The following is a 24,641-nucleotide window of genomic DNA, read 5'->3' on the forward strand; positions in this document are numbered from 1 at the left end:
CCCCGGGTCAGGCGGTCGCGGTCAGCTCCCTGGCCCTGGTCCGCGCCCAGGCGTCCGCCGCGAGGACGTCGTCGAGCGTGAGGCCGCCGGTGGTGCCCGAACCGTGCTCCTCCACTACCCGCGCGACGGTGTCGACTATCCCGAGGAACGGGAGCCGTTCCGCGCGGAAGGCGTCCACGCACTCCTCGTTGGCTGCGTTGTAGACGGCCGGGACCGTCCCGCCCAGCTCGCCGGCGCGGCGCGCCAGCGCGACGGCGGGGAACGCCTCGTCGTCCAGCGGGAACAGCTCCCAGGTGTGCGCCCTGGTCCAGTCGACGCCGGGCGCGGCGTCCGGCACCCGGTCGGGCCAGTCGATGCCGAGCGCGATCGGCAGCCGCATGTCGGGCGGGCTCGCCTGCGCCAGCGTGGAGCCGTCGGTGAACTCGACCATCGAGTGGATGACCGACTGCGGGTGCACCATGACCTCGACGCGGTCCATCGGGACGTCGAAGAGCAGGTGCGCCTCGATGACCTCCAGGCCCTTGTTGACCAGGGTCGCGGAGTTGATCGTGATGACCGGGCCCATGTCCCAGGTCGGGTGGTTCATCGCCTGCTCGGGGGTGACCCCCGTCAGCTCTCCGCGGGCGCGCCCCCGGAAGGGCCCGCCGCTCGCGGTGAGCACGAGCCGCCGCACCTCCTCGGGCCGCCCGCCGCGCAGGCACTGGGCGAGCGCCGAGTGCTCGGAGTCGACGGGGACGATCTGCCCCGGGCGCGCCCGCTCCTTGACCAGGGGGCCGCCGACGATGAGCGACTCCTTGTTGGCGAGGGCGAGGGTGCGCCCCGCGTCCAGCGCGGCCAGCGTCGAGGCGAGGCCGAGGGCGCCGGTGACGCCGTTCAGCACCACATCGCACGGCCAGGCGGCGACCTCGGCGACCGCGTCCGGACCCGCCACGATCTTGGGGATGGGGTAGTCGCCGGAGGCGTAGCCGCGCCGCTTGGCCTCGGCGTAGAAGGCGAGCTGGAGCTCCTGCGCGGCGGACGCCCTCGCCACCGCGACGACCTCGGGGCGGAACTCCAGCGCCTGCTCGGCCAGCAGGTCCACCCGCCCGCCGCCGGCCGCCAGCCCCGTCACCCGGAACCGGCCGGGGTTGCGGCGGACCACGTCCAGCGCCTGGGTGCCGATGGAACCGGTGGAGCCGAGGACGACCAGCTCGCGGGCGCCCGCGTCGGGGCCTGAAGGAGACATCACGCGTCCATTGTCGGGCATCGCCCGCCCCGGGGTCGCGCGGACGCCGTTCTCCCCGCCCGGTCTCGGCCCCGGCTCCGTCTCTCAGCCCGCGCCTTCGTCGTAGACGGTCCGCGCCCGCTCGACCTTCCCCAGGTTCACGGCGGACCACTCCGCGAGGCTCGCGAACAGCGGCGCGAGGCTGCGGCCCAGCTCGCTGATCTCGTACTCGACGCGCGGCGGCACCTCCGGGTGGTACGTGCGGACCACGAGCCCGTCGCGCTCCATCTGCCGCAGGCGCTGGGTCAGCACCTTCGGCGTGATCGTGCCGATGCGCCGCTGCAGCTCCACGAACCGCTGCCGGCCGTACTCGTGCAGCGTCCACAGGATCGGGGTGGTCCAGCGGCTGAACACGATGTCGACCACCGGCGCGATCGGGCAGGCCAGCTCGGGGGCGAGCGCCTCCTCGGTCCTGGCGTCCACCATCACGGCCTCCCCGGGTAGTCACTTTCTTCTAGGTACCTACTATACCGATGATGCTAGCTTCGCCGGGTCGCACCGCGACGGCGCCGCCCTCGGGCGGTGTCAGTGCAGCTCAGAGGGAGAAAGCAATGATCGTTGTCATGGGCGCCACGGGGAACGTCGGGCGGCCGCTCGTGCGGGCGCTGGCGGAGGCGGGCGAGCGGGTGCGGGCGGTGTCGCGCACCGACCCCGGCGACCTGCCCGAGGGCGTCGCGCACCGCGTCGCCGACCTCGCCGAGCCGGAGACCCTCCGGCCCGTCCTGGACGGGGCGGACGCGCTCTTCCTGCTCGTCGCCGGGCCCCTGCTCGGCTCCGTCGAGGACCTGGACCCGCGTTCCGTCGTCGACGTGGTGAAGTCCGCCGGGGTGAGGCGGATCGTGCTGCTGTCGTCGCAGGGGGCCGGAACCCGCCCGGCGGCGCACGCCCACGGCCACCTCAGGGCGTTCGAGGACGCCGTCCGGGAGTCGGGGGCCGACTGGACGGTCCTGCGGCCCGGCGGCTTCGCCAGCAACGCGTTCGCGTGGGCGGAGCCGATCCGCGCGCACCGGGCGGCCGCCGCTCCGTTCGCCGACGTCGCGCTGCCGTTCGTCCACCCGTCCGACATCGCCGGGGTCGCGGCCGCGGCGCTGCGGGAGGACGGGCACGAGGGCCGCGTGTACGAGCTCACCGGGCCGGCCCCGGTCACGCCGCGGGAACGGGCGCGGACGATCGGCGAGGCGCTGGGCGAGCCGGTGGCGTTCGCCGAGCAGACCCGGGAGGAGGCCAGGGCGCAGATGCTGGCGTTCATGCCCGCGCCGGTCGTCGACGGCACTTTGGACATCCTCGGCGAGCCCACCGGGACCGAACGCCGCGTCAGCCCCGACGTGGAGAAGGTGCTCGGGCGGCCCGCCCGGTCCTTCGCTCAGTGGGTCGAGGAGAACGTCCAGGCGTTCCGGTGAGTCACCGGTCGAGCGGGAGCCGGAGCACCAGGCGGGCGCCGTCGGCGCCGTCGGCGACCTTCAAGGTGCCGCCGTAGGCGAGGGCGATCTCCCGCGCGATCGAGAGGCCGAGGCCGCTGCCGCCCTTGTCGCGGCTGCGGGACGGGTCCAGGCGGGTGAAGCGCTCGAAGACGCGGTCCCGGTCGGCGCACGGGATGCCCGGGCCGTCGTCGTGCACCTCGACGACGGCCCAGTCGCCCTCCTCGCGCGCCTCGACCTCGATCTGCGCGCCCGCGTAGCGCTCGGCGTTGGCGAGCAGGTCGCTCACCGCGCGGCCGAGGCGCTCCCGGTCGCCCTCGACGATGAGGCCCGGCTCGACCTTCACCACCGTCAGGACCGGCGGGCTGCGGGGCGCGGCCACCGTCTCCACCACCACCCCGAGGTCGACGGGTTCGCGGGCGGGGAGGTCGCCGGAGTCGATGCGGGCGAGGATGAGAAGGTCCTCGACGATCCGCTGCAGCCGGTCGACGTCGGCCAGCGCGTCCCGCAGGGTGTCCGCGGCGTCGTCGTCTGGGGCGGCCAGGGCCAGCTCGATGCGGGTGCGCAGCCCGGTGATCGGTGTGCGCAGCTCGTGCGAGGCGTCGGCGACGAACGCGCGCCGCCGGGTGTTCGCACCCTCCAGCCGGGCGAGCAGGTCGTTGATCTGCTCGGCCAGCAGCTCCGCCTCGTCACCCGTCGCCGGGACCGCGACGCGGCCGGCCCAGCCGTCCCCGGCGAGCCTCTCCAGGTCCCGCCGGAGCCGTTCCATCGACCGGAGGCACCCGCGCGCGGAGTGCGCCGCCCCCCACCGGGCCGCCGCGAAGGCCACCGCCGCGAAAGCGGCCGCGGCCGCCGCGACCACTCCGGCCCGGTCGACCCCGGAGAGCACGTAGAGGACGGCGGCCGCCACGGCGGCGGCGGCCACCGTGAGGGAGCCGAGTGGGGTGACCGTCGCCGACGTCGCACGCGCCCACAGGGGGCTGTGCGGTCGGCCTCGCTGATCATCGACGTTCCTGGCCGACATGCTTCCTTTCTACGCAGGCACCTCTTAAAAGGGGGCAAAGCACCAGACTCGGGACCGCATAACCTTGCCGAAATGCGGTCATCGCCTGGCGGCCGCGCAGCCCGCACCTCCGTACCCCCAGGGCCTCCGGGAGGCGGGGCGACACGTGAGCCTTTGCCGCCCTTTTCACCTTCCGTAGCGGCAACAACACTCTTCCCCACTTATAAAGGAGGACGTGAAGGCGACTCCCACCGGGGGGATGGAGACATGGGCCAGACGGGCGAGCCGGTCGTCGACCCGCGAGGGTTGAGCACGGCCCAGCGCCTGGGCGACGCGTGCGTCGTCTGCCGCAAGAGATGGCCCCGGCCGCGCGTCCGCGTCGGCCGCCTGCCGGACTCGTCCGGGGTGTTCGCGTGCGACGACTGCGCACCCGCCCCGCCGGTACCCCGCGCACGGCGGGGCCCCCGGGAGCCGCTCACGGGCGCCGGACCGGCGGAACCGCCGCCGGCGCGGACGGCGGCGGGCGCCGCCGTCATGGAGGTCTCTCCAGGGAGAGGGTGACCTGGGCGTTTCGGGGGGAAGCCCAGGACCACCCGTCAGGCGCGCCCGGCTGGGGGCGGTCGGGCGCGCCGGAGAGACCCTCGCGCGGGCTCAGGCCTTGGTGGCCTGGATCCAGGTCCGTGTCCACTCGGCGTAGTCGGTGCAGTCCTTCTTCCCCGACCCGCTCTTGCCCGACGCGCCGCCGCACGCCTTCGACGGCGCGTGCGCGAAGACGATCTTGTTGAGGTAGCCGCGGTCGCCGACGTGGTAGGCGGCGCAGAAACCGGTCTTGAGGCGGTCGCCCGAGCACGCCTGCGGGTTGGCGGGCGCGACCCCCGTCCACTCGGCGACCTGCTGCTGCACGTCCGGCGAGGCCGTCCACTGGAGCCACTGGTACATGCAGTTGGGGTGCTGGACGCGGGCGCCGATCATCCACGCGTCCATCCACCCGGTCGCGCCCTCGGACGGGATGACGCTCTGGACGGGCCGCGCCGCGCGGTTCAGCACGTCCGCGTGGTAGGGCCACGCCTGGCCGAGCACGGCCCGGCCCCCGGCGAACGCGCTGACGGCGTCGGCCGGGAGGTCCCAGTACTCCCCCACGTACGGACGCTGCTGGGCCAGGACCCGGCCGGCGGCGGCGAGCTGCGCCGGCGTCAGCGCGTAGGGGTCGCGGATCTTGAGCTTGCGCTGCCGGTCCCTGAGGTAGAGCGCGGCCTCGGCGATCGCGAGCGGGCTGTCCCGCATGACGATCTTCCCGGAGTAGCGGCGGGCCTGGCCGGGGTCGAACAGCGCGGCCCAGCTCGCCGGCGGCGGGACGGCCCGGGTGTCGTACATCAGGAGGTTGGAGCCCCAGACGTACGGCAGCCCGTAGTGCTTGCCGTCGCGTTCCAGCAGCTTGCGCAGCTTCGGTTCGAGCTTCTTGTAGCCGTCCACGAGGTCGGGGTTGATCGGGACGACCTGCTTCTCCTCGACCAGCCGCCCGGCGACCTCCGCCGGGGCGGCGACGCCGTCGTAGCGCCGGTTCCTGTCGCGCATGAGGTCGGCCATCTCCTCGGGCGTCTTGACGACCTTCATGCCGATCTTGCAGCCGGTGCGCTCCTGGAAGGGCGTGACCCAGTCCACGCGGGGGTCGGTGCCGCCGCTCTCCACCGAGCCGGGCAGGGTGAGGAGGTTCAGCGCGCCCTCGCCGGGTCCGAGGGTGCTCACCACCTTGGCGACGCCCACGGGCTTGTCGTCCCCGCCGCTGCACGCGCCGAGCACCGCGGCGCCGAGCACCGCGGCCGCCGCCAGGGCCGTCGCCGCCTTGACCCGTGCCATGGCCCTGCGCCGCATGTCGCTCCCGATCCGTGCCAGGGCCCTCCCCCTCGCGAACGGGCCCGTCGGCGCAGCGTAGCGTCTCGGCGGCGGACGGACGCACGGACCCCGCACGCGGACGGCGGCCCCGGAGGCTCCCGGATGCCATTGCGCGGGCCACAGCGGGCGCGCACGATGTGATCGCCGGTCTCGCGGAAATTTCCCGCCGTCACGGAGGCCGTGCGGCCGGAATTACCGATGATCGCGACTCGGCTGTTTCCCCACAGCCTTTCCCGCAGGTGACAGCATCATGACCATTGCCGCACTCTTTGCTCGATATTCCGGCGCTATCGCCGGAAGGGAGGCCGCCGGGGCCCCGGGAGGACGGTGGGTGCTGGCGTCCGCGCCATAAACGGAGGTTGCTGGAGAGGATATGGCGCGGGCTCGCGTCCTGCCCGGGGCCGCGGCGGCACCGGTGGGCGTGGCGGAGGTGGGGAACGGCGGATCACCGTGCGGTGCCGCCCGGCCACGCGATCACCGGTACCCGGCCTGACGGCGGCGGTGTGACGCCCTCGAGACGGAGGAGGTTCGAGGGACGCCGCACGTCCTGCCGGGGGTCGCGGGACGGCCGGGGACGGCCGCCCGGTGGCGCCGGTCCGGCGGTCGGCCGCCGGACCGCGGCGGCGCCCGAGACCACCTCGATCCGCGCGATGAGCCGCTGCGGGGTGTCGGCTTCGAGGAAGTCCCCGACGTCGCGGTCCCGGGGCGGCAGCGCCCACCAATGGCCGGTGAACAGGCCGAACCAAATGGTCCAGCCCGGGAATCGCCTTCCGAGCGCGTCCACTTCGGCGGCGTGATCGCCTGCGGTCATAGCGCGGCTCTCCTGCACATCCGGCTCCACCGGCCCGCGGCCCGACGACCACGGGTTTCTGACTGCCGACCCTGACTTTTGAATTCGCTTAATTAAGGGAGACAGTCAGATTGTGTCGCCGGACACAGACACAGTCAATGGGATGGAGCCATTATTCGCCCGGCCGCGCCGGACGAAAATTGACAACGGAAAAACGCGCTCGGTAGGTAATTCTCGCGGGGTCCTCAGCCGCCGGCGGGGAAGCCGAGGTTCACCCCGCCGTGGGACGGGTCGGGCCAGCGCGCGGTGACGGCCTTCGTCCGCGTGTAGAAGTGGACGCCCTCCATCCCGTGGACGTGGCTGTCGCCGAACAGCGAGTCCTTCCAGCCGCCGAACGAGTAGTAGGCCATCGGCACCGGGATCGGCACGTTGACACCGACCATGCCGACCTCCACCTCGTTCTGGAAGCGCCGCGCCGCCCCGCCGTCCCTGGTGAAGATCGCGGTCCCGTTGCCGTACGGGTTGGCGGAGATCACCTCCATCGCCGCGTCGTAGGACCCCGCCCGCACGACCGACAGCACCGGGCCGAAGATCTCGTCCTTGTAGGCGTCCATGTCCGGGGTGACGTGGTCGAGGACGGCCGGGCCGAGCCAGAACCCGTCGCCGGCGCCGCCCAGCACGTCCGGGTCGCGGCCGTCGACGGCGAGCACCGCGCCCTGCGCGACGGCGCCGTCCAGATAGGAGGCCACCCTGTCGCGGTGCGCCTCGGTGACGAGCGGCCCCATCTGCGACTCGGGGTGGTCGCCCGGCCCGACCCTCAGCCCGGCGACGCGCTCCCCGATCCTGGCCGTCAACTCGTCCCCGACCGGGTCCACGGCCACCACGACGGAGATCGCCATGCACCGCTCCCCCGCCGAGCCGAAGCCGGCCGACACCGCGGCGTCCGCCGCGAGGTCCAGGTCGGCGTCCGGCAGCACGAGCATGTGGTTCTTGGCGCCGCCGAGCGCCTGCACCCGCTTGCCGTTCGCCGCCGCGGTCGCGTAGATGCGGCGCGCGATCGGAGTGGAGCCGACGAAGCTGACCGCCCTGACGTCCGGATGGCGCAGCAGGCCGTCCACCGCCGCTCCGTCTCCGTGGAGGACGTTGAACACGCCGTCCGGCAGCCCCGCCTCGGCCCACAGCTCGGCGAGCCGGACCGACGCCGACGGGTCCTTCTCGGACGGCTTGAGCACGAACGTGTTCCCGCACGCGATCGCGACCGGGAACATCCACATCGGCACCATCGCCGGGAAGTTGAACGGGGTGATCCCGGCGGCCACGCCGACCGGCTGGAGGATCGAGTAGGCGTCCACCCGCGAGGAGACGTTCTCGGAGAAGCCGCCCTTGAGCAGGTGCGGGACGCCGCAGGCGAACTCGGCGACCTCCAGCCCGCGGGCGACCTCGCCCGCGGCGTCGGCGACCACCTTGCCGTGCTCGGAGGAGATCAGCCGGGCCAGCTCCCCCCGGTGCGCGTCCACCAGCTCGCGGAAGCGGAACAGCACCTTCGCGCGCTGCGAGAGCGAGGCGTCCCGCCAGCCGGGGAGCGCCGCCTTCGCCGCGGCCACGGCGGCGTCGACCTCCCGGTCCCCGGCGAGGTCGACGGTCCCGGCGACGCGCCCCGACGCGGGCTCGAAGATCTCGCCCCGGCGCTCGCTCTCCCCGCCGAACGGCTTTCCGCCGATCCAGTGCGTCACATGCCTGGTCATGCGTCCTCCCGGCGAGCGGACGGCCCGCGCCCTCCGGCGAGCGCGGCCCCGTTCACGGCCTCCAGCGATGCGATGAGGATGCCGAGGCCCTCCGCGGCCTCGTCGTCGGTGAGGGTGAGCGGCGGCGCCATGCGCACCACGTTGCCGTACAGGCCGCCCTTGCCGACCAGAAGCCCCCGCTCCCGGGCCGCCTCCATCAGCGCGGCGGCGAGCGGCGGGCTCGGCTCGCCGGTCTCCGGGTCGGCCAGCTCGACCGCGAACATCAGCCCCTTGCCCCGCACGTCCGCGACGATCGGGAACCGGCCGGCCGCCGCCGACAGCCCGCCGATGATCGTCGCGCCCTGCCGGGCCGCGTTGGACCGCAGGTCGTGGACGAGGAGGTAGTCGAGCGCGGCGTTGGCGGCGGCCATCGACACCGGGTTGCCGCCGAACGTGGAGATGCCGACCGCGTGGAGGCCGTCCATGAGGTCGCCGCGCGCGACGACGCCGCCGACCGCGAACCCGTTGCCGAGGCCCTTGGCGAACGTGATCACGTCCGGGGTGACCCCGTGGTTGTCGATCCCCCAGAAGCCCTGGCCGGTCCGCCCCCAGCCGGTCTGCACCTCGTCGGAGATGAACAGGATCCCGAACTCGTCGAGGACGCGCTTGTAGGCGGCGAACAGGCCGTCCGGCGGCATCGTGAAGCCGCCGACGCCCTGGATCGGCTCGGCGATGAGCGCGGCGACGTCGCCGCCGGTCGCGGTGGCGAGCACGTGCCGCAGGTCCTGCGTGCAGGCGTCGACGTACTGCTCGTCCGACATCCCGGCGAACTGCGGGAGCCGGCGGTCGGCGCCGTGCAGGAAGTGGACGTCCAGCGGGGAGTACGACAGGTTCGTCCAGCCGCGGTTCCCGGTGACGCCCGTCGCGGCGAAGGACCGGCCGTGGTAGCTCTGCCGCATCGCGAGCACCTGGTCGCTGCGCCGCGCGTAGGCGGCCAGCAGCAGCGCCGTCTCGTTGGCCTCCGTCCCGGAGTTGGTGAAGAACACCTTCGCGTCCGGGATGCCCGACAGCCGGGCGATCTTCTCCGCCAGCTCGACCTGGCCGCGCAGCAGGTACGCGGTGGAGGTGTGCACGACGCCGGTGGCGAGCTGCCGCTCCACCGCGTCCCGGACCTCGGGCACGTCGTACCCGAGCATGTTGGTCAGGATGCCGATGAAGAAGTCGAGGTAGGAGTTGCCCTCCGCGTCGGTCACGCGGTTGCCCTTGCCGCCGACGATCTCGATGGGGTCCCGGTAGTTGAGCGCCATCCAGGACGGCATGACCGCCCGGTGGCGAAGGAGCAGGTTCGCGTGTTCCGACATGCCCCAAGTCTCGTTTCCGCGGGCGCCCGCGACCACCCGCAGAGTGTCAGGACCGGGCACTTCCCGTTAACGGTCTGCCGGTGGCCGACGATCTGTAACGACGGGAGCACCTCCGCTGACACCCTGTACGGATACCATCACCGGTGATGCTGCCCACTGTCGACGACGTCCTCCAGCTCGACGCGGTACGCCGCGGCCAGCCGCACGTCGTCGCGGGCGCCGACCGCACCGGCAACCGGGTCCGCTGGGTGCACGTCGCCGAGGTCACCGACATCGCGCACCTGCTGCACGGCGGCGAACTCGTCCTCACCACCGGGATCGCGCTGCCCGACGAGCCGGAGCGGCTGCGCGCCTACATCGCCGACCTCGCCGAGGTCGGCGTCAGCGGCCTGATGATCGAGCTCGGCCGCCGCTACGCCAGCGTGCTGCCGCCCGCGCTGACCGCCGCGGCCGAGGAGTTCGGCCTGCCGGTGGTCGTGCTGGCGCACGAGCCCGCGTTCGTCGACATCACCGAGTCGGTGCACGCCCGGATCGTCCAGGAGCAGTTCGCCGAGCTGCGCGCCTCCGAGCAGCTGCACGAGATCTTCACCCAGCTGTCGGTCGAGGGCGCCTCCACCGACGAGGTCGTCCGGCAGGTGGCGGCGCTCGGCGGGCACCCGGTGGTGCTGGAGAACCTCGCCCACCAGGTCCTCGCCGCGGACGCCGGCGGCGCCGACCCGGCCGAGCTGCTGTCGGCGTGGGAGACCCGCTCGCGGGCCGTCCGGCCCGGCCGCCGCACCGGCTACGACGAGGCGTCCGGCTGGCTGGTCACGATGGTCGGCGCGCGGGGGGAGGACTGGGGGCGGCTGATCGTCGACCTCGGCTCGCCGCCGTCCCCGCGCGAGACCGTGCTGATCGAGCGGGCCGCCACCACCCTCGCCCTCGGCCGGCTGCTCGACCGGCACGCCGAGAGCGTCGAGCGGCAGGCGCACGGGACGATCATCGCCCGCATCCTCGCGCACGCCTACTCCGACCCGCAGGAGGCGGCGGCCCGCGCCCGCGCGCTCGGCGTCCCGCTGTCCGGACGCCGGCTGCTCGGCGCCGTGCTGCGGCACCGCGGCCCCGTCCTGTCCCGGTCCGCGCCGCCCGTCGGGGAGCTGTCGCAGCTCGCCGAGACGGCCGCGGCCGCCTGCAAGGACGCGCGCCTCGCCGCGCTCGTCGGCGTCCTGGACGAGGGAGGGCCGCACGCCCGCGTCGGCGTCCTGGCCTCCCTTCCCGCGCGCGCCGACGTGGAGACCGCGCTCACCGAGGTCGCCACCCGGATCCGCAAGCAGTCCGGCGACACCGTGATGGCCGCCGGGTCGGTGGTGGAGACGATCCGCGACGTCCGCCGCTCCTTCCTGGAGGCCGAGCAGGTCGCCGACGTCGCCGCGCGCGGCTCCGGGGCCCGCCTCTACTACCGCCTTCCCGACCTGCGCCTGCGCGGGCTGCTGCACCTGCTCCGCGACGACGCCCGCGTGCAGACGTTCGTCGAGCGCGAGCTCGGCCCGCTCCTGGAGTACGACGCCCAGCGCGGCAGCGACCTCACCCGCATCCTGGAGCTGTACCTCGAATCCGGCCGGAACAAGGCCGTCGCCGCCCAGCAGGCGCACCTGTCCCGCCCCGCCTTCTACGCGCGGCTCCGCCGCATCGAACGGGTCCTGGACGCCGACCTCGACGACGTCGAGTCGTGCGTGTCCTTCCACGTGGCGCTGCTGGCCCTGTCGTCCGTCCGCTGGGAGCGGTCCTGACGGGGCCGGTGACCGGTGAAGGCCGTTCGCTGCGGGCCTCGCGCGCATACCCTTTACCCCATGGCGGACGCGGTACTGCATGTTCATCGGTACGGGGACCCGGCCGGAGCACCGGTGGTGATGCTCCACGGGGTCAGCGGGCACGGGGCGCGCTGGCGCAGGACCGCCGAGCGGTACCTGGCCGACCGCTCCGTCCTCGCGCCCGACCTGCGCGGGCACGGGCGGTCGACGCACGAGCCGCCGTGGACCGTCGAACGGCATGTGGCGGACGTCCTGGCGATGATGGACGCCGAGGGCGTCGAGCGGGCCGACCTCGTCGGGCACTCCTACGGCGGGATGATCGCGCTGCATCTGGCGCGGACCGCGCCGAGGCGGGTGCGGCGGCTCCTCCTGCTGGACCCGGCCATCGGGCTCGACCCCGCGGCGGCGGCCCGGGAGGCGCGCGCCGCCATGGCGCCGGCGTCGTTCGGCGACGTCGCCGAGGCGCGGGCCGACCGGGCGGCGCGCTGGCCGGCGGCTCCGCGCGACGCCGTGGACGAGGAGGTCGCCGAGCACCTGGAGCACGGCCCGGACGGGCGGACGCGGTGGCGGTTCGATCCGGCGGCCGTGGTGACCGCGTACTCGGAGATGGCCCGCCCCCACCTGGTGCCGCCCGCGGACCTGCCCACCCACCTGGTCATCGCGACGGAGGCCGACTTCGTCCGCCCCGACTTCGTGGTCGACCTGCGCGCGGCGCTCGGGCCCGGCCTCGTGCTCAGCGAGATCGAGGCGGGGCACATGCTCTACGTCGACCGGCTGGAGGAGACCGGGTCGCTGGTCGCCGCGTGGCTCAGCGCAGGCGGCGCCGGCCGGTGAACGGCGGCAGGGACAGCGGGGTGTGCAGGCCCGGCGGCGCCTCGGCCACGGCGGGGACGGCGCTGACCATGCGCAGCGCGGTCGACGCGGCCGGGTCGGCGGCGGCGGGCCCCGCGAGGTCCATCCGCCAGGGCGGCTCGCCGTCGATCTCGACGCGGTGGCCGCCGGGCCCGCCCGGCGGCGGCGCGGGCCAGTGGGGGGCGATGTCCGCGCGCATCCGGGCGACGTGCTCGACGGTGATCACGGGACGGCCGCGCAGCAGGCCCGACACCTGGAACCGCAGGCCCGCCAGCGTCCCCTTGGGGACGGAGCCGACGTCCTCGGGCGCCGGGCAGAGTTCGTAGGTCTCGGTCACCTCGTCCAGGGGCACGGCCAGGTGCTCGGCGAGGAGCCGCACGATCGGGCCCCACGCCCGTCGCGGCCCGCCCGGCCGGACGATCGGCGGGCGGTGCCCGATAGGGCCGCCGAAGCCGAGCCGGGCTCCGGCCTCGGGGTCGTCGCCGCAGGTGAACCGGGTGACCTTGACCCCGTGCACGCGAAGGCAGCCGCCGCTCAGCAGGAGCGGGAGCACGTCGGTCGCCGGGCTGGTCCCGAGGGTGAGGCAGGCGGCGCCGCCGGTGGCGCACGCGGACCGGAGCCGGCGGACGAGGGTGCGGTCGGCGGAGGGCGGGTGGACCAGAGAGGGCAGAACGTCCGAGATGACGCCGGTGCCCGATTCAAGGATGCGGCAGAGCTCCCGCGCCGCGTCCCGGGAGCGGGAGGCCGTGTGGCAGACGACGTGGGGCCGCCGGGCCAGGAGCGCCGCCGGGTCCTCCGAGGCGCGGATCCCGGCCGGCCGGCCGCTTCCGGCCAGCTCGGCGGCGTCGACGCCGGCGTGCCGGGGATCGGTGGCGACGACCCCCGCGAGTTCGAGGTCCGGGTGCCCGAGCAGCGCCCCGAGTGACGACCTGCCGACGGGTCCGGTCCCCCACTGGCCGACGAGATAGGACATATCACCACCCTTGTGACCAGGCGCCCGGTCGACGCGGGCGCATCATAGGCATGCCCGCCCGACCAGAACGAGCCCCTCCCGCGACGTAGATCCGTGCTGGCCGGGAAGGAATGTCTGGTGGCACTTCGCGCGGGTGCGCGCACGTTCGGGGTGGAGGAGGAGCTGCTCCTGGTCGACCCGGAGACGGGCGCGCCCCAGGCCCTGTCCGGCTCGGTGATCCACTACGCCCGGCGCCACGACGAGCTGTTCCTGACCGGCGGGCGCCGCTCCAAGGCCCTGGAGACCGAACTCCAGCGCGAGCAGCTGGAGACGGCCACCCCGGTCTGCGGCTCGCTGGCCGAGCTGTCCGACCACGTCCGGTCGGCGCGGGTGGCGGCGGGCCAGTCGGCGGCCGGGGTGGGCGCCGCCGTCGCCGCGCTGGCGACGTCGCCGGTCAGCGTCCGCCCGTCGCTGACCCCCTCGCACCGCTACCTGCGGATGTCCGACGTCTTCGGGCCCACCGCCGACGAGCAGCTCACCTGCGGCTGCCACGTGCACGTCGGCGTCGAGTCCCCCGAGGAGGGCGTCGCCGTCCTCGACCGGATCCGGCCGTGGCTGCCCCCGCTCCTCGCGCTCAGCGCGAACTCCCCGTACTGGCAGGGCGTCGACACGGGCTCCGACAGCTGGCGCAACCAGGTCTGGGGCCGCTGGCCCTCCAGCGGCCCGACCGAGCTGTTCGGCTCGGCGGGCGCGTACCGGACGGCGATCGAGGCGCTGCTCGCGACCGGCGTGCTGGTGGACGAGGGCATGGTCTACTTCGACGCCCGGCTGTCGCGGAACTACCCCACCGTCGAGATCCGCGTCGCGGACGTGTGCCTGGACGCCGACGACGCCGTGCTCATGGGCGCGCTCGTGCGGGCGCTGGTCGACACCGCCGCGGACGCGTGGCGGCGGAGCGAGCCGCCCGACCCGGTGCGCACGGACCTGGTGCGCCTGGCCACGTGGCGGGCCGGGCGGTCGGGCCTGCGCGGCGAGCTGGTGCACCCGCACACCCACACCGCCGCCCCCGCCCGCGCCGTCGTCACGGCGCTCGTCGAGCACGTGTCCCCCGCGCTGGACCGCGCCGGCGACCTCGACACCGTGACCAAGCTCCTCGGCGGCGTGCTGGAACGCGGCAACGGAGCCCGGTTCCAGCGCGCCGCCCACGCCCGCGGCGGCGACACCAGGAGCGTGGTCACCGCCGCCGTCCAGCGGACGATGGCGGTCTGACCGGCCGCTTCGGCCTGAGCCCCTCGCAGGCGGCCGCAGGTTCCCGGACCGGACCGGCCTGGCCGGTCCGCGGGCGCCCGCGGGCCTCGCCGCCGGGGCCGCCGCGGCGCGGCCCCGGCGGCGGGCGGTCAGTCCGCGCGGCGCTTCTGGAAGGGGAGGTAGCGGTCGGCGCGGCGGTGCCGGGCGAGCAGACCGGTGGACTCGACCGCGAGGATGCGGTCGAAGCGGAAGGCGCGCACGCCGCGGCGCATGCGGCACCAGCCGACGAGGTACCAGTGGTCGCGGTGCACCAGGCAGGTGACCGGCTCGACCTCGCGGATCGTGACGTTGGCGCCCGCGTCGCCGTAGCAGAGCCGGACGACGCGGTGCTCGGTGATGGCGGCGGCGACCACGCGGGCGCGGTCGGAGGTGGAGACGTCCAGGGGCCTGGTGAGGGTGGCGAGCGTGGTGGTCACCACGTCGTCGTGCGGGGTGGCGTCGAGGAGGGTGTGCAGGGCCCGGCGCGCGGTGGTGGCCTGCGGGCCGGTGCCGAGGTGCGCGAGCGAGAGCGCGAGGGCGGCGATCTCCGCCGCCGTGAGCGCGGCCGGCGCGGTGGGCGCGGTCTGGGGGTGCGTCGCAACGTTCGCCATGGTTCGATCATACGTTCGAACACTGACATTTTGGAGGCCCGCCGGGGCGTCGCGGTCGACCTGCCGCCGGCGGGGCCCGTCCGGGGCGATGATCGGCTTCGCGCTTGAGAAGGCGGCCTCGCATGGTGAAAACTGGCCCCGGAAAACGTGCTCTATTCGGGGGAATCAGGGGCGAACATGGGTCAAGTCGTGGACCGGCGTTGAGTGAGCCACGCCTGGACCGGCCTCCGATGAGCCGAGACGAGGCGGACGGGATGCTCGCGCGCCTCCAGGGCGAGAGGGAGCGCATCGGCGCGGCCCTGCTGGAACTGGAGGCCCACCAGGGCTACCAGTTGCTGGAGGGCGCGGCGCTGCGCGGCGCGACGCTGCGCGTGCAGTCCGACGTGCGGTCGCAGACGGCCTCTCTCTGGCTGCTGTTCGACCTGTACGGACGCGTCCTTTCCACCGCCGAGGAACTGCGCGCGCGCCACGGCAGGCCCGGCCAGGCGCAGCTCGCCGAGCTCACCCGCCTGCTGGACGGACCGTCGGTGGAACTGCCCGCGGCGGAGGTGCCGCTGGAGCGCCGGACGCTGCTGGCCGTCCCGTCCGGCGAGAGGCTGACGCTGCGGGCGGCGGTCGACCGGATGACCCCGCTCTACGAGGAGGTCGCGCACGCGGTCGCCGCGCTCGACACGGTCTGGTCGACGCTGCTGTCGCGGCTCGCCGAGGTCGAGGCCGAGCGGCGGGCGGCCGAGGAGCTGCTGGAGTCCGCCGGCGGCGCGGACCCGTCCCTCGACCGGCTCCGCGACGAGCTGGAGGCCGTCGCGGCGACCGTGCGCGCCGACCCGCTCGCGCTGGCGCGGGACGGCCTCGCCGACACCGCGCGGCTGGACGCGATCCGCTCCGGCCTCGCCGAGGTGCGCCGCGGCCTGGAGGAGGCGGAGCGGCTGCGCGAGGGGTTCGCCGCCCGGATCGGCGGTGTCGCCGCCGTCCTGGACCTGCTGCGCGCGGCCGAGGCGGAGGCGCGGGCCGTCCGGGGCGAGGTCCTCGTCAAGATCGCCGCACCCGCGCTGCCGGACCTGCCCGACTCCTCCGCCGCCCTCGCCGACCGGCTCGCCGCCGTGACCCGGCCCCGGCCCGGCGCGGCCGCGCGGGGCGGCGGCTGGCGCGAGACCGCGCGGCGGGTCGCCGACCTGGAGCACGCCGCCGACGCGGCGCTGGAGCGGGCGCGCGAGAGCACCGGCCTGATCCGGGGACTGCTGGACCGTCGCGAGGAACTGCGCGGCCGCCTGCAGGCCTACCGGGTGAAGGCCTCGCGGCTCGGCCACGCCGAGGACGCCGAACTGGCCCGGTCCTACGAGCAGGCACGCGAGCTGCTGTGGACCTCCCCCTGCGATCTGCGGAAGGCCACCGTGGCCCTGACCGCGTACCAGCGGGCCGTCACCTCGCGGGAGAAGGGAGCGGATCGATGAGCCAGTGCGCGCAGCCGGGATGCGGAGGCACGATCGCGGACGGCTACTGCGACGTCTGCGGCAATCCCCCCGCCGCCGCCGCGCCCGCGGCGGGCGCCGCGCCGAGCGTCCCCGCCCCGCGCCCGGCCGCCGAGCGCCCCGACCAGTGCCGACAGGCCGGATGCGCGGGCACGATCGTGGACGGCTACTGCGACGTGTGCGGCTCGCCGCCCGCCTACACCGCCCGTGTCCAGGCCGCCGCGAGCCCCTCCGGCGGCGCGGGCGCATCGGCGGGCACGGCGAGCACGGGAACGTCGGGAAGCACCGCGACCGGCGGCACCCGGACGGGCAGCACCCGCACCGGGTCGGCCCGCTCCTCCGGCCGCCGCGGCATGCTCGGCGCCGGGCTCGTCGAGGTGCCGCGCGTCCCCTACCGGGACCCGTCCAGCGCGGTGATGAGCGACCCGGAGGTCGCGGAGGCCAAGCGGTACTGCAGCGGCTGCGGCGAGCCCGTCGGCCGCGGTCGCGGCGACCGCCCTGGGCGCACGGAGGGCTTCTGCCCCAAGTGCGGCGCCCGGTTCTCCTTCACGCCGAAGCTGGTCCCGGGCGACCTCGTCGGCGGCCAGTACAGCGTGCTCGGCTGCCTCGCCCACGGCGGGCTCGGCTGGATCTACCTGGCCCAGGACAAGAACGTCAGCGACCGCTGGGTGGTGCTGAAGGGCCTGCTCGACAGCGGCGACGCCGACGCGATGGCCGCGGCGGCGGCGGAGCGCGCGTTCCTCGCGGAGGTCGAGCACCCCAACATCGTCAAGATCTACAACTTCGTCCAGCACGGCGGCGACGGCTACATCGTCATGGAGTACGTGGGCGGGCAGTCCCTCAAGGACATCCTGCTCCGGCAGCCGCTGCCGGCGGGACAGAAGCACCTGCCGGTCGCGCAGGCCATCGCGTACGGGCTGGAGGTACTGCGCGCGTTCGAGTACCTGCACGCGCAGGGCCTCGTCTACTGCGACTTCAAGCCGGACAACGTGATCCAGTCCGAGGAGCAGCTCAGGCTGATCGACCTCGGCGGGGTGCGGCGGCTGGACGACCCGGACGGCGCGATCTACGGCACGGTCGGCTACCAGGCCCCCGAGATCGCCGACGCCGGCCCCTCGGTGACCTCCGACCTCTACACGGTCGGCCGGGCGCTCGCCGTACTGAGCTTCCCGTTCAAGGGCTACACCCGCGGGTTCGCCGACTCGCTGCCGCCCCGCGAGGAGATCCCCGTCCTCCAGCGGTTCGAGTCCTACGACCGGCTGCTGCGCCGGGCGACGCACAAGGAGCCGACCGCCCGCTTCCAGGACGCTGCGGAGATGGCCGAGCAGCTCACCGGCGTACTGCGCGAGGTGCTGGCGGCCGAGGACGGGACCCCGCGTCCCGCGCCGTCCGGGCTGTTCGGCCCGGAGCGGTTCACCACGCGGATGGCGGGCGAGGCGCGGGAGGAGGCGGCGCTGCCGCCCGTCCCGCCGCCGGACGCCGCGGCGGCGCTGCCCGTCCCGCTGGTGGACGCCGCCGACCCCGCGGCCGCGTTCGTGTCCGGGCTCGGCGCGCTGGAGCCGGCGCAGGCCGCCGAGACGGCGGCGAACGCCCCCGAGCGCACGCCCGAGGTCCGGCTGGCGCTCGCCCGCGCCAAGATCGAGCTGGGCGAGGCCGGCGAGGCCGACGAACTGCTCGACGCGCTGGCCGCCGAGCGCCCCTCCGACTGGCGGGTCGGCTGGTACCGCGCGGTCGGGCTGCTCGCGCGGGGCCGGCTGGACGAGGCCGCGCCGCTGTTCGACCGGCTCTACGGGCTGCTGCCCGGCGAGGCGGCCCCCAAGCTGGCCCTCGCCCACTGCCGCGAGCGGTCGGCACCCCACGACGCCGTCCGCCTGTACGAGACCGTGTGGCGCACCGACCAGAGCTACATCAACGCCGCGTTCGGCCTCGCCCGCGTGCGGCTGGCGGCGGGCGACCGTCCCGCCGCCGTCGCCGCGCTCGACTCGGTACCGAAGATCTCCATCCGGTACGTTCCCGCGCAGGTCGCGGCCGTCGTGACGGCGGTGCGCGGCCGTCCCCCCGCCGAGCTCACGGCGGGCGAGCTGGTCGCCGCGGGCCACCGGCTCGCCGCCCTCGGCCTGGACGACGAGCGCCGCGACCGGCTCGCCGCCGAGGTGCTGGAGGCCGCGCTCGGCTGGATCCTGGCGGACCCCGGCACGGCGGCCGGGACGCGGGGCGGCTCCCTGTTCGGCGCCCCGCTCGCCGAGGCCCCGCTCCGCCGCCTCCTGGAAGGGACCTACCGGGAGCTGGCACGCCGCACCCGTGACCGGGACGAGTGCCGCCGGCTCGTCGACTCCGCCAACGCCGTACGCCCGAGGACGCTGCTGTGACCGACGACCGAACCGGAGCCGGCGACACCGCCGGAACCGAATCCCCCCAGCCCGACGCCGCCGCCGGCGGTGCGACCGGGACCGACCAGGGGAAGGCGGCCGAGCTCGCCTGCCCCGCCTGCGGCGCCGTGGTGTTCGCCGAGGAGATCTTCTGCGAGGAGTGCGGGCACCGGCTCGCCGACGGGCCGCCCGCCGAGGCCGCCGGGCGCGACGGCGCCACGATCAGGCAGGAGTCCGCGCCGTCCGCCCGGCGGGCGGACGGCGCCGGCCCGTGCCCCGGATGCGACGGCACGGCGATCGACGCCGACGGCTACTGCGAGACGTGCGGCCTGCGCCAGCCCGCCGAGCGCGACCACGTCGAGATCGAGCTGCCGGCCGGGTCCGGCGGCAACGGGACCCGCCCGGTCGTCGCGGCGGGGGCGAGCGACCGCGGCCGCCGCTACAGCCGCAACGAGGACGCGCTGGCCCTCGCCGCGCACCTGTCCGGCATCGCGACCGTCGTGTCCGACGGCGTCGGGTCCTCGCAGCGCCCCGACGAGGCGTCCCGCGCCGCGGCCGACACCGGACTCGCCGAGCTGGTGGCCCGGCTCGACGCCGGAGAGGACGCCGAGGACGCCACCCGGCACGCGGCGCTGCGCGCGGCCGCCGCCGTCGCCGCGCTCGCCACGTCGCCGTCCGACGCGCCGTCGTGCACCTACGTGTCCGCGGTGACGCGCGGCCCGGCGGTCACGGTCGGCTGGATCGGGGACAGCCGCGCCTACTGGCTCGCCGCGGACGGTGCCGCCGGGACGGGCGGGGACGACGCGGACGGGACGTCCGGAGACGCCGCCGAGCCGGGGCCCTCCGCCGACGAGGTGGACGCGGCCGAGGTCAGCACCGGCGACATGGCCGAACTCGGCGCGTCCCGCCGGCTCACCGAGGACGACTCGTGGGCCGCGTTCATGGTCGCCGAGGGGACGCTGACGGAGGCGGAGGCGGAGGCGCACCCGAACGCGCACGTCATCACCGCGTGGCTGGGCGCCGACGCCGGGCAGGTCAGCCCGCACGTGGCGACGTTCCGGCCCGGCGGCCCCGGCACGCTGCTGGTGTGCAGCGACGGCCTGTGGAACTACTTCCCGGCCGCCGCCGACCTGGCGGCGCTGCTGGCCGGGCCCGGGGGCGGGGAGTCCCCGGGCGCGGCGGCCGACCCGCTCGGCGCCGCGCGGACGCTGGTGCGCCGCGCGCTGGACGCCGGCGGCCGCGACAACATCACCGTCGCCGTGATCCCGGTCCCCCCGCCCGGCGGCTCCGGCGGCCGCGTCCACGAGAGCATCCCCCAGAGCACGGAGGAGCCCCGATGAGTGAGCCGCAGTTCACCATCTCCATCGACCAGAACAAGTACCTGCCCGAGGGCGGCCGCGAGGTGCACGCCATCGTGTCCGTCGAGGCGAGCGCCGCCGACGGCGCGGCCGGGGGCGCCCCCGTCCCGTCCTCGGCCCGGGCGTCCGAGATCGTCATCATCGACACCTCCGGCTCGATGTCCTACCCCGCGACCAAGCTGCGCGCGGCGATCGCGGCGGCGCAGACCGCGATCGACACGCTGCGCGACGGCGTGGAGTTCGCGGTCGTGTCCGGCTCCAACACGGCGAAGATCGTCTATCCCGGGTACCAGGGGACGGTCCCGGCGACGCCGCAGACCCGCGCCGAGGCCAAGCACGCGCTGAGCCTGCTGAAGGCGTCCGGCGGCACCGCGATCGGGTCGTGGCTGCGGCTGGCCGATGACATCTTCGGCGGCCGCGACGGCATCCGGCACGCGATCCTGCTGACCGACGGCAAGAACCAGCACGAGACGGCGGAGGAGCTCGACGCGGCGCTGGCCCGCTGCGGCGGGCGGTTCGTCTGCGACTGCCGGGGCGTCGGCACCGACTGGGAGGTCGCCGAACTGCGCAAGGTGTCGTCCGCGCTGCTCGGCAGCGTCGGCATGGTGGCCGACCCGGCCGGGCTGGTCGAGGACTTCCGCGCCATGACGGAGGCGGCGATGGGCAAGTCGGTCGCCGACGTCGCCCTGCGCGTGTGGACGCCGCAGACGGCGCGGCTGCGGTTCGTCAAGCAGGTCTCCCCGTCGGTGGAGGACCTCACCGGCAAGCGCGCGGAGTCGGCGCCGCAGGCCGGCGACTACCCGCTCGGGGCGTGGGGCGCCGAGAGCCGCGACTACCACCTCTGCGTGGAGGTGCCGCCGGGCGAGATCGGCAAGGAGCTGCGCGCCGCGTGGGTGAAGCTCGTCGTGCCGGGCGCGCCGGGCGAGGAGGCGCGGGTCGTCGCGACCGCGAACGTCCTCGCCCAGTGGACCGACGACGAGGCGGAGTCCACCCGGATCAACCCGCGGGTGGCGGGCTACACCGGGCAGGCGGAGCTGGCCGCCGCGATCCAGGAGGGCCTCCAGGCCCGCAAGGACGGCGACCTCGACACCGCGACCGCGCGGCTCGGCCGGGCCGTGGTGCTCGCGGGCGAGGCGGGCAACGACGAGATCACCGCGATGCTCCGCAAGGTGGTGGACGTCGTGGACGAGGCGGCCGGCACCGTCCGCCTGAAGCGCGACGTCGCCAAGGCCGACGAGATGGAGCTCGACACGCGCTCCAGCAAGACGGTCCGGACCCGCAAGGACGAGACGGTGACCACCAGGAGGGGCGAGGGCTGAGCATGGCGAGTTGCCCTAGCGGACACACCTCGCAGGCGCAGGACTACTGCGACGTCTGCGGCGAGCGCATCGAGGGCGCCCCTTCCGGCGCGGCCCCCGCCCCGCCCGGCCCGCGGCCGTCGCCGGGCGGGACCGCGTGCCCCGACTGCGGGACGCCCAGCACCGACCGCTTCTGCGAGGCGTGCGGCTACGACTTCGCCATCGGCGGCGGCATGCCGACGCCGCCGCCGGAGCCCGCGGCGCCCGTCCCGTCCGGGCCGTCCGACCCGCGGCGCCCGCCCGCGCCTCCGGTGCCCGCGCCTCCCGTCCCGGCCCCGCCGGCTCCGCCCGTGCCCGCTCCCCCGGTCCCGGCCCCGCCCGTCCCGGCGCCGCCGGTGCCCGGGGCGGTGTGGACCGCGGTCGTGCGCGCCGACCGCGAGTACTACGACACGGTCATCGCCGAGGAGGGGCCCGACTCGGCGTCGCTGGCGTTCCCCCCGTACGCGCCCGAGCGGCGGATCCCGCTCGCCGGGCCGCAGGTCCGCATCGGGCGGCGCAGCTCCTCGCAGCCGGTCCCGCCCGAGATCGACCTGCGCGAGCCCCCCGAGGACCCCGGCGTCTCCCACGTCCACGCCGTGCTGCTGGCGAAGCCCGGCGGCACCTGGACGCTGGTCGACCCCGGCTCGACCAACCGCACCTGCGTGAACGGCTCCACCGACCCCGTCCCGTACAACGTGGAGGTCCCGCTCTCGGAGGGCGACCGGATCCACGTGGGCGCCTGGACCACCATCACGCTCACCCGAGGCGAGGCGACATGACGGCCGTCCAGCAGTCCCCGCCGGCGAGTGCGCCGGCCCCCGCCGCGCAGGCGCCGCCGGCCCGGGGCGGTGGCGAGGCACGAGTCGAGCCGGGCGGCGGGGCGCCGTCCGGCCCCGCCCGGCTGCTCCCCCGCACCGTCGCGGCCCGCGTCAGGGCGCTGACCGCGCTGTCGCTCGTGCTGCTGGTGGCGCTGCTCGGCGTCACGTGGGCGGCGACCGGGAACGCCCGCGAGGGGGTGCGGGTCATCGGGCACGACGCGGGCCCGCAGGTCGTCGCCACCGGCGACCTGTACTTCCAGCTCTCCGACATGGACGCCCGGCTCGCCGACGCGCTGCTGATCGGCGACGCGGCGGGCGGCGGCCGCGAGCAGGCGCTCGCCCGCTACGACCAGAACCGCCGCAAGGCCGGCGACGCGCTGCTGAAGGCCGCGAAGCTCGCGGACGAGACGACCGAGAACAACACGGCCCGGGACCTGCTGGACGCGCTGGCCCGCTACGAGCGCCTCGCCGGGCAGGCCCTGCTGCTGGACCGGCAGTCACCGCACGCCTCCGGGCCGCCGGCGCAGAAGGTCGTCGACCTCTACCGGCAGGCGACCGACCTCATGAAGCTGGACCTGCTGCCGAAGGCCTACAACCTGACGCTCGACAACGGCACCCTCGTCCGGCACACCTACGAGGACAAGCGCTCGGCGGTCCTCCTGGGCCGCACGGGCGTCCTCGTCGCGGGCGCGGCGCTCCTGGCCGTCCTCCTCGGGTTCCAGCTCTTCCTCGCCCGCCGGTTCCGGCGGCTGCTGAACGTGCCGCTCGCGCTGGCGACGCTCGGCGCGCTCGTCCTGGTCGCGGCCGGGACCCTCATGCTCACCGGCCAGGCGAACCATCTGCGCCAGGCCAAGGAGGAGGGCTTCGACTCGATCCTGGGGCTCTCGCGGACGCGCGCCATCAGCAACAGCGCGAACGCCGACGAGACCCGGTTCCTGCTCGACCCCGGGCGGGCCGACGCCTACGAGCAGGTCTACCTGAGCAAGTCCCAGACCGTCCTGTACCTGAAGGCCGGCAACCTGACCCAGTACAACGCGGCCGTCCAGAAGGACCTGTCCTTCGAGCCCGGCCGCGTGAAGTTCCTCGGCTTCCTCGGCGCCGAGGCCGAACGGCCGGTCCAGTCGGCCCGGCGGACGGCGCAGCTCACGGAGGTCATGAACAGGGTGCTCCGCGACTACCAGAAGGTCCAGGCCAACGACCGCGGCATGCGCGACCTCGTCGACCGGGGGCGGCGCGACGAGGCGGTCGCCGCGCGCGGCGCGGCCGCCGCCGACTTCACCCGCTACGACCGCTCCCTCCAGGATCTGGTCGCCATCCACCAGAAGGCGTTCGACGAGGCCGTGGACGACGGCGACGGCGGGACGGGCGGCTGGTACGCCGTGCTGCCCGCCGCGGGCCTCGTCATCGCCGCGCTCGTCCTGGCGGGCGTGCGCCCCCGCCTGGCCGAGTACCGATGGTCGAAGTGAGGGCGCGGCGCCTCGCGGCGGCGCTCCTCGCGGCGGCGGCCGTCCTCGGCGCGGGGACGGCGTGCGGGATCGCCGACGCCGGGGAGGACTCCGTCGCCGGAAAGGACGCGCTCGTCATCGGCGTCAACGGCGACCAGCCGGGACTCGGCGAACGCCGGGGCGACGGCTCGTTCACCGGATTCGACGTCGACATCGCGAAGGAGATCGCCCGGCGGATGGGCGTGCGGCCCGGCGACGTGACGTTCAGACAGGTGACGTCGGCGACGCGCGAGAAAATGCTCCAGGACGGCGACGTCGACCTCGTGGTGGCCAGTTATTCCATCACGCCGGAACGCAAGGTGAAGGTGTCGTTCGCGGGTCCCTACTATGTGGCCCACCAGGACATTCTCGTCCGCAGGTCCGAAGCCCGCGCCATCCGGAACATCGACGACCTGAAAGGGCGGCGGCTCTGCCGCGTGCCCGGGTCGGTGTCGTTCCCGCGCGTCCACGACGAGCAGGGCGTCGACGCGCTGCCGGTCGAGGCGAGCGGGTACGCCGGCTGCCTCACCGAGCTCACCGGGGGGCGGCTCGACGCGGTCTCGACCGACGACCTGATCCTCGCGGGCCTCGCGGCGAAGGCGTCCGGGGGCGGCGACGGTCTCACGCTCGTCAACGCCCCGTTCACCGACGAGCCCTACGGCGTCGGCCTCAGGAAGGGCGACGTCGACGGCTGCGAGGCGGTCAACAAGGCGATCACGCGCATGTACCAGGACGGCACCGCGCCGCGGCTGCTGGACACGTGGTTCCGCCCGGCCGGGCTGAAGGCCGCCACCACCGTCCCGCAATTCGAGGGCTGCGTCTGAGAATCCGGGCCCGAGAATCCGTCACCAAGCGCACGGA

21 protein-coding genes are annotated in these 24,641 nt (G+C 75.1%); 12 read left to right on the top strand and 9 right to left on the bottom strand.

Features of this window, described 5'->3' with window-relative positions:
- Nucleotides 1–7: 7 nt before the first annotated feature.
- The gene (dxr, locus tag ACQEU6_RS17175; protein WP_499333067.1) at nt 8–1,246 is read right to left on the bottom strand and encodes a 1-deoxy-D-xylulose-5-phosphate reductoisomerase; all 1,239 of its coding nucleotides are present in this window, start codon (nt 1,244–1,246) and stop codon (nt 8–10) included.
- A gap of 63 nt (nt 1,247–1,309) precedes the next feature.
- Nucleotides 1,310–1,690 (bottom strand): winged helix-turn-helix transcriptional regulator, encoded by a 381-nt coding sequence (locus ACQEU6_RS17180; RefSeq protein ID WP_499333068.1) that lies wholly within the window; start codon nt 1,688–1,690, stop codon nt 1,310–1,312.
- 125 nt (nt 1,691–1,815) lie between these two features.
- Here ACQEU6_RS17180 and ACQEU6_RS17185 point away from each other — a divergent pair, with 125 nt between their 5' ends.
- Nucleotides 1,816–2,664 carry an NAD(P)H-binding protein gene (locus tag ACQEU6_RS17185; RefSeq protein WP_499333070.1) on the top strand — a complete coding sequence of 283 codons (849 nt, stop codon included), beginning with the start codon at nt 1,816–1,818 and terminating at the stop codon, nt 2,662–2,664.
- A 1-nt stretch (nt 2,665) separates the two neighbouring features.
- Here ACQEU6_RS17185 and ACQEU6_RS17190 read toward each other — a convergent pair whose 3' ends face one another.
- On the bottom strand, nt 2,666–3,706 hold the full coding sequence (locus ACQEU6_RS17190; RefSeq protein ID WP_499333072.1) for a sensor histidine kinase: 1,041 nt from the start codon (nt 3,704–3,706) through the stop codon (nt 2,666–2,668).
- Between the two features lie 246 nt (nt 3,707–3,952).
- On the opposite strand from ACQEU6_RS17190, the gene ACQEU6_RS17195 reads away from it, so the two are divergent.
- Nucleotides 3,953–4,246 (top strand): hypothetical protein, encoded by a 294-nt coding sequence (locus ACQEU6_RS17195; RefSeq protein WP_499333073.1) that lies wholly within the window; start codon nt 3,953–3,955, stop codon nt 4,244–4,246.
- Nucleotides 4,247–4,336: 90 nt separating this feature from the next.
- On the opposite strand, the gene ACQEU6_RS17200 is transcribed toward ACQEU6_RS17195, so the two are convergent.
- The 4 genes from ACQEU6_RS17200 to ACQEU6_RS17215 form a co-directional block, all read right to left on the bottom strand.
- Nucleotides 4,337–5,557, bottom strand: a complete 1,221-nt coding sequence (locus tag ACQEU6_RS17200; protein WP_499333074.1) for an ABC transporter substrate-binding protein — start codon at nt 5,555–5,557, stop codon at nt 4,337–4,339.
- A gap of 466 nt (nt 5,558–6,023) precedes the next feature.
- Entirely contained in the window at nt 6,024–6,389 is a 366-nt protein-coding gene (locus tag ACQEU6_RS17205; RefSeq protein WP_499333076.1) for a hypothetical protein, read from the bottom strand.
- A gap of 224 nt (nt 6,390–6,613) precedes the next feature.
- Nucleotides 6,614–8,113 (bottom strand): CoA-acylating methylmalonate-semialdehyde dehydrogenase, encoded by a 1,500-nt coding sequence (locus ACQEU6_RS17210; protein WP_499333077.1) that lies wholly within the window; start codon nt 8,111–8,113, stop codon nt 6,614–6,616.
- Nucleotides 8,110–9,453, bottom strand: a complete 1,344-nt coding sequence (locus ACQEU6_RS17215) for an aspartate aminotransferase family protein (RefSeq protein WP_499333078.1) — start codon at nt 9,451–9,453, stop codon at nt 8,110–8,112. Before ACQEU6_RS17215 ends, ACQEU6_RS17210 begins: the two co-directional genes overlap by 4 nt.
- A 146-nt stretch (nt 9,454–9,599) precedes the next feature.
- On the opposite strand from ACQEU6_RS17215, the gene ACQEU6_RS17220 reads away from it, so the two are divergent.
- Both ACQEU6_RS17220 and ACQEU6_RS17225 read left to right on the top strand, forming a co-directional pair.
- Nucleotides 9,600–11,222: a PucR family transcriptional regulator gene (locus tag ACQEU6_RS17220; RefSeq protein WP_499333079.1), complete on the top strand. Its 1,623-nt coding sequence runs from the start codon at nt 9,600–9,602 to the stop codon at nt 11,220–11,222.
- Nucleotides 11,223–11,282: 60 nt separating this feature from the next.
- A complete protein-coding gene (locus tag ACQEU6_RS17225) occupies nt 11,283–12,077 on the top strand; it encodes an alpha/beta fold hydrolase (protein ID WP_499333082.1) in 795 nt (264 codons plus the stop codon).
- Here the strand turns inward: ACQEU6_RS17225 and ACQEU6_RS17230 are convergent.
- On the bottom strand, nt 12,052–13,068 hold the full coding sequence (locus ACQEU6_RS17230) for an NAD(P)H-dependent amine dehydrogenase family protein (protein ID WP_499333083.1): 1,017 nt from the start codon (nt 13,066–13,068) through the stop codon (nt 12,052–12,054). The two genes, ACQEU6_RS17225 and ACQEU6_RS17230, sit on opposite strands and share 26 nt — an antisense overlap.
- A gap of 117 nt (nt 13,069–13,185) precedes the next feature.
- Here ACQEU6_RS17230 and ACQEU6_RS17235 point away from each other — a divergent pair, with 117 nt between their 5' ends.
- A complete protein-coding gene (locus tag ACQEU6_RS17235; protein WP_499333086.1) occupies nt 13,186–14,316 on the top strand; it encodes a glutamate--cysteine ligase in 1,131 nt (376 codons plus the stop codon).
- A gap of 128 nt (nt 14,317–14,444) precedes the next feature.
- Here the strand turns inward: ACQEU6_RS17235 and ACQEU6_RS17240 are convergent, their stop codons facing one another.
- Nucleotides 14,445–14,945 carry a helix-turn-helix transcriptional regulator gene (locus tag ACQEU6_RS17240; protein ID WP_499333088.1) on the bottom strand — a complete coding sequence of 167 codons (501 nt, stop codon included), beginning with the start codon at nt 14,943–14,945 and terminating at the stop codon, nt 14,445–14,447.
- 230 nt (nt 14,946–15,175) lie between these two features.
- Between ACQEU6_RS17240 and ACQEU6_RS17245 the strand changes: the two genes are divergently transcribed.
- From ACQEU6_RS17245 to ACQEU6_RS17275, 7 genes are read left to right on the top strand one after another with little or no spacing between them, the layout of a single operon-like run.
- Complete coding sequence (locus ACQEU6_RS17245) at nt 15,176–16,396, top strand: coiled-coil domain-containing protein (protein WP_499333089.1); 1,221 nt, start codon at nt 15,176–15,178, stop codon at nt 16,394–16,396.
- Nucleotides 16,393–18,783, top strand: coding sequence for a serine/threonine-protein kinase (locus ACQEU6_RS17250; protein WP_499333091.1), 2,391 nt, complete (start codon nt 16,393–16,395; stop codon nt 18,781–18,783). Before ACQEU6_RS17245 ends, ACQEU6_RS17250 begins: the two co-directional genes overlap by 4 nt.
- Nucleotides 18,780–20,123, top strand: a complete 1,344-nt coding sequence (locus ACQEU6_RS17255; protein WP_499333093.1) for a protein phosphatase 2C domain-containing protein — start codon at nt 18,780–18,782, stop codon at nt 20,121–20,123. The genes ACQEU6_RS17250 and ACQEU6_RS17255 overlap by 4 nt, the downstream gene beginning before the upstream one ends.
- Complete coding sequence (locus ACQEU6_RS17260) at nt 20,120–21,460, top strand: vWA domain-containing protein (protein WP_499333096.1); 1,341 nt, start codon at nt 20,120–20,122, stop codon at nt 21,458–21,460. Before ACQEU6_RS17255 ends, ACQEU6_RS17260 begins: the two co-directional genes overlap by 4 nt.
- 2 nt (nt 21,461–21,462) lie before the next feature.
- Nucleotides 21,463–22,257 (top strand): FHA domain-containing protein, encoded by a 795-nt coding sequence (locus tag ACQEU6_RS17265; RefSeq protein WP_499333097.1) that lies wholly within the window; start codon nt 21,463–21,465, stop codon nt 22,255–22,257.
- On the top strand, nt 22,254–23,762 hold the full coding sequence (locus tag ACQEU6_RS17270; RefSeq protein WP_499333099.1) for a GlnX family signal transduction membrane protein: 1,509 nt from the start codon (nt 22,254–22,256) through the stop codon (nt 23,760–23,762). The genes ACQEU6_RS17265 and ACQEU6_RS17270 overlap by 4 nt, the downstream gene beginning before the upstream one ends.
- Nucleotides 23,750–24,604, top strand: a complete 855-nt coding sequence (locus tag ACQEU6_RS17275) for a glutamate ABC transporter substrate-binding protein (protein ID WP_499333100.1) — start codon at nt 23,750–23,752, stop codon at nt 24,602–24,604. Before ACQEU6_RS17270 ends, ACQEU6_RS17275 begins: the two co-directional genes overlap by 13 nt.
- Nucleotides 24,605–24,641 lie beyond the last annotated feature (37 nt).

Origin of the sequence: Spirillospora sp. CA-108201 (assembly GCF_050936235.1) — a bacterium.
Lineage (GTDB): Bacteria > Actinomycetota > Actinomycetes > Streptosporangiales > Streptosporangiaceae > Spirillospora.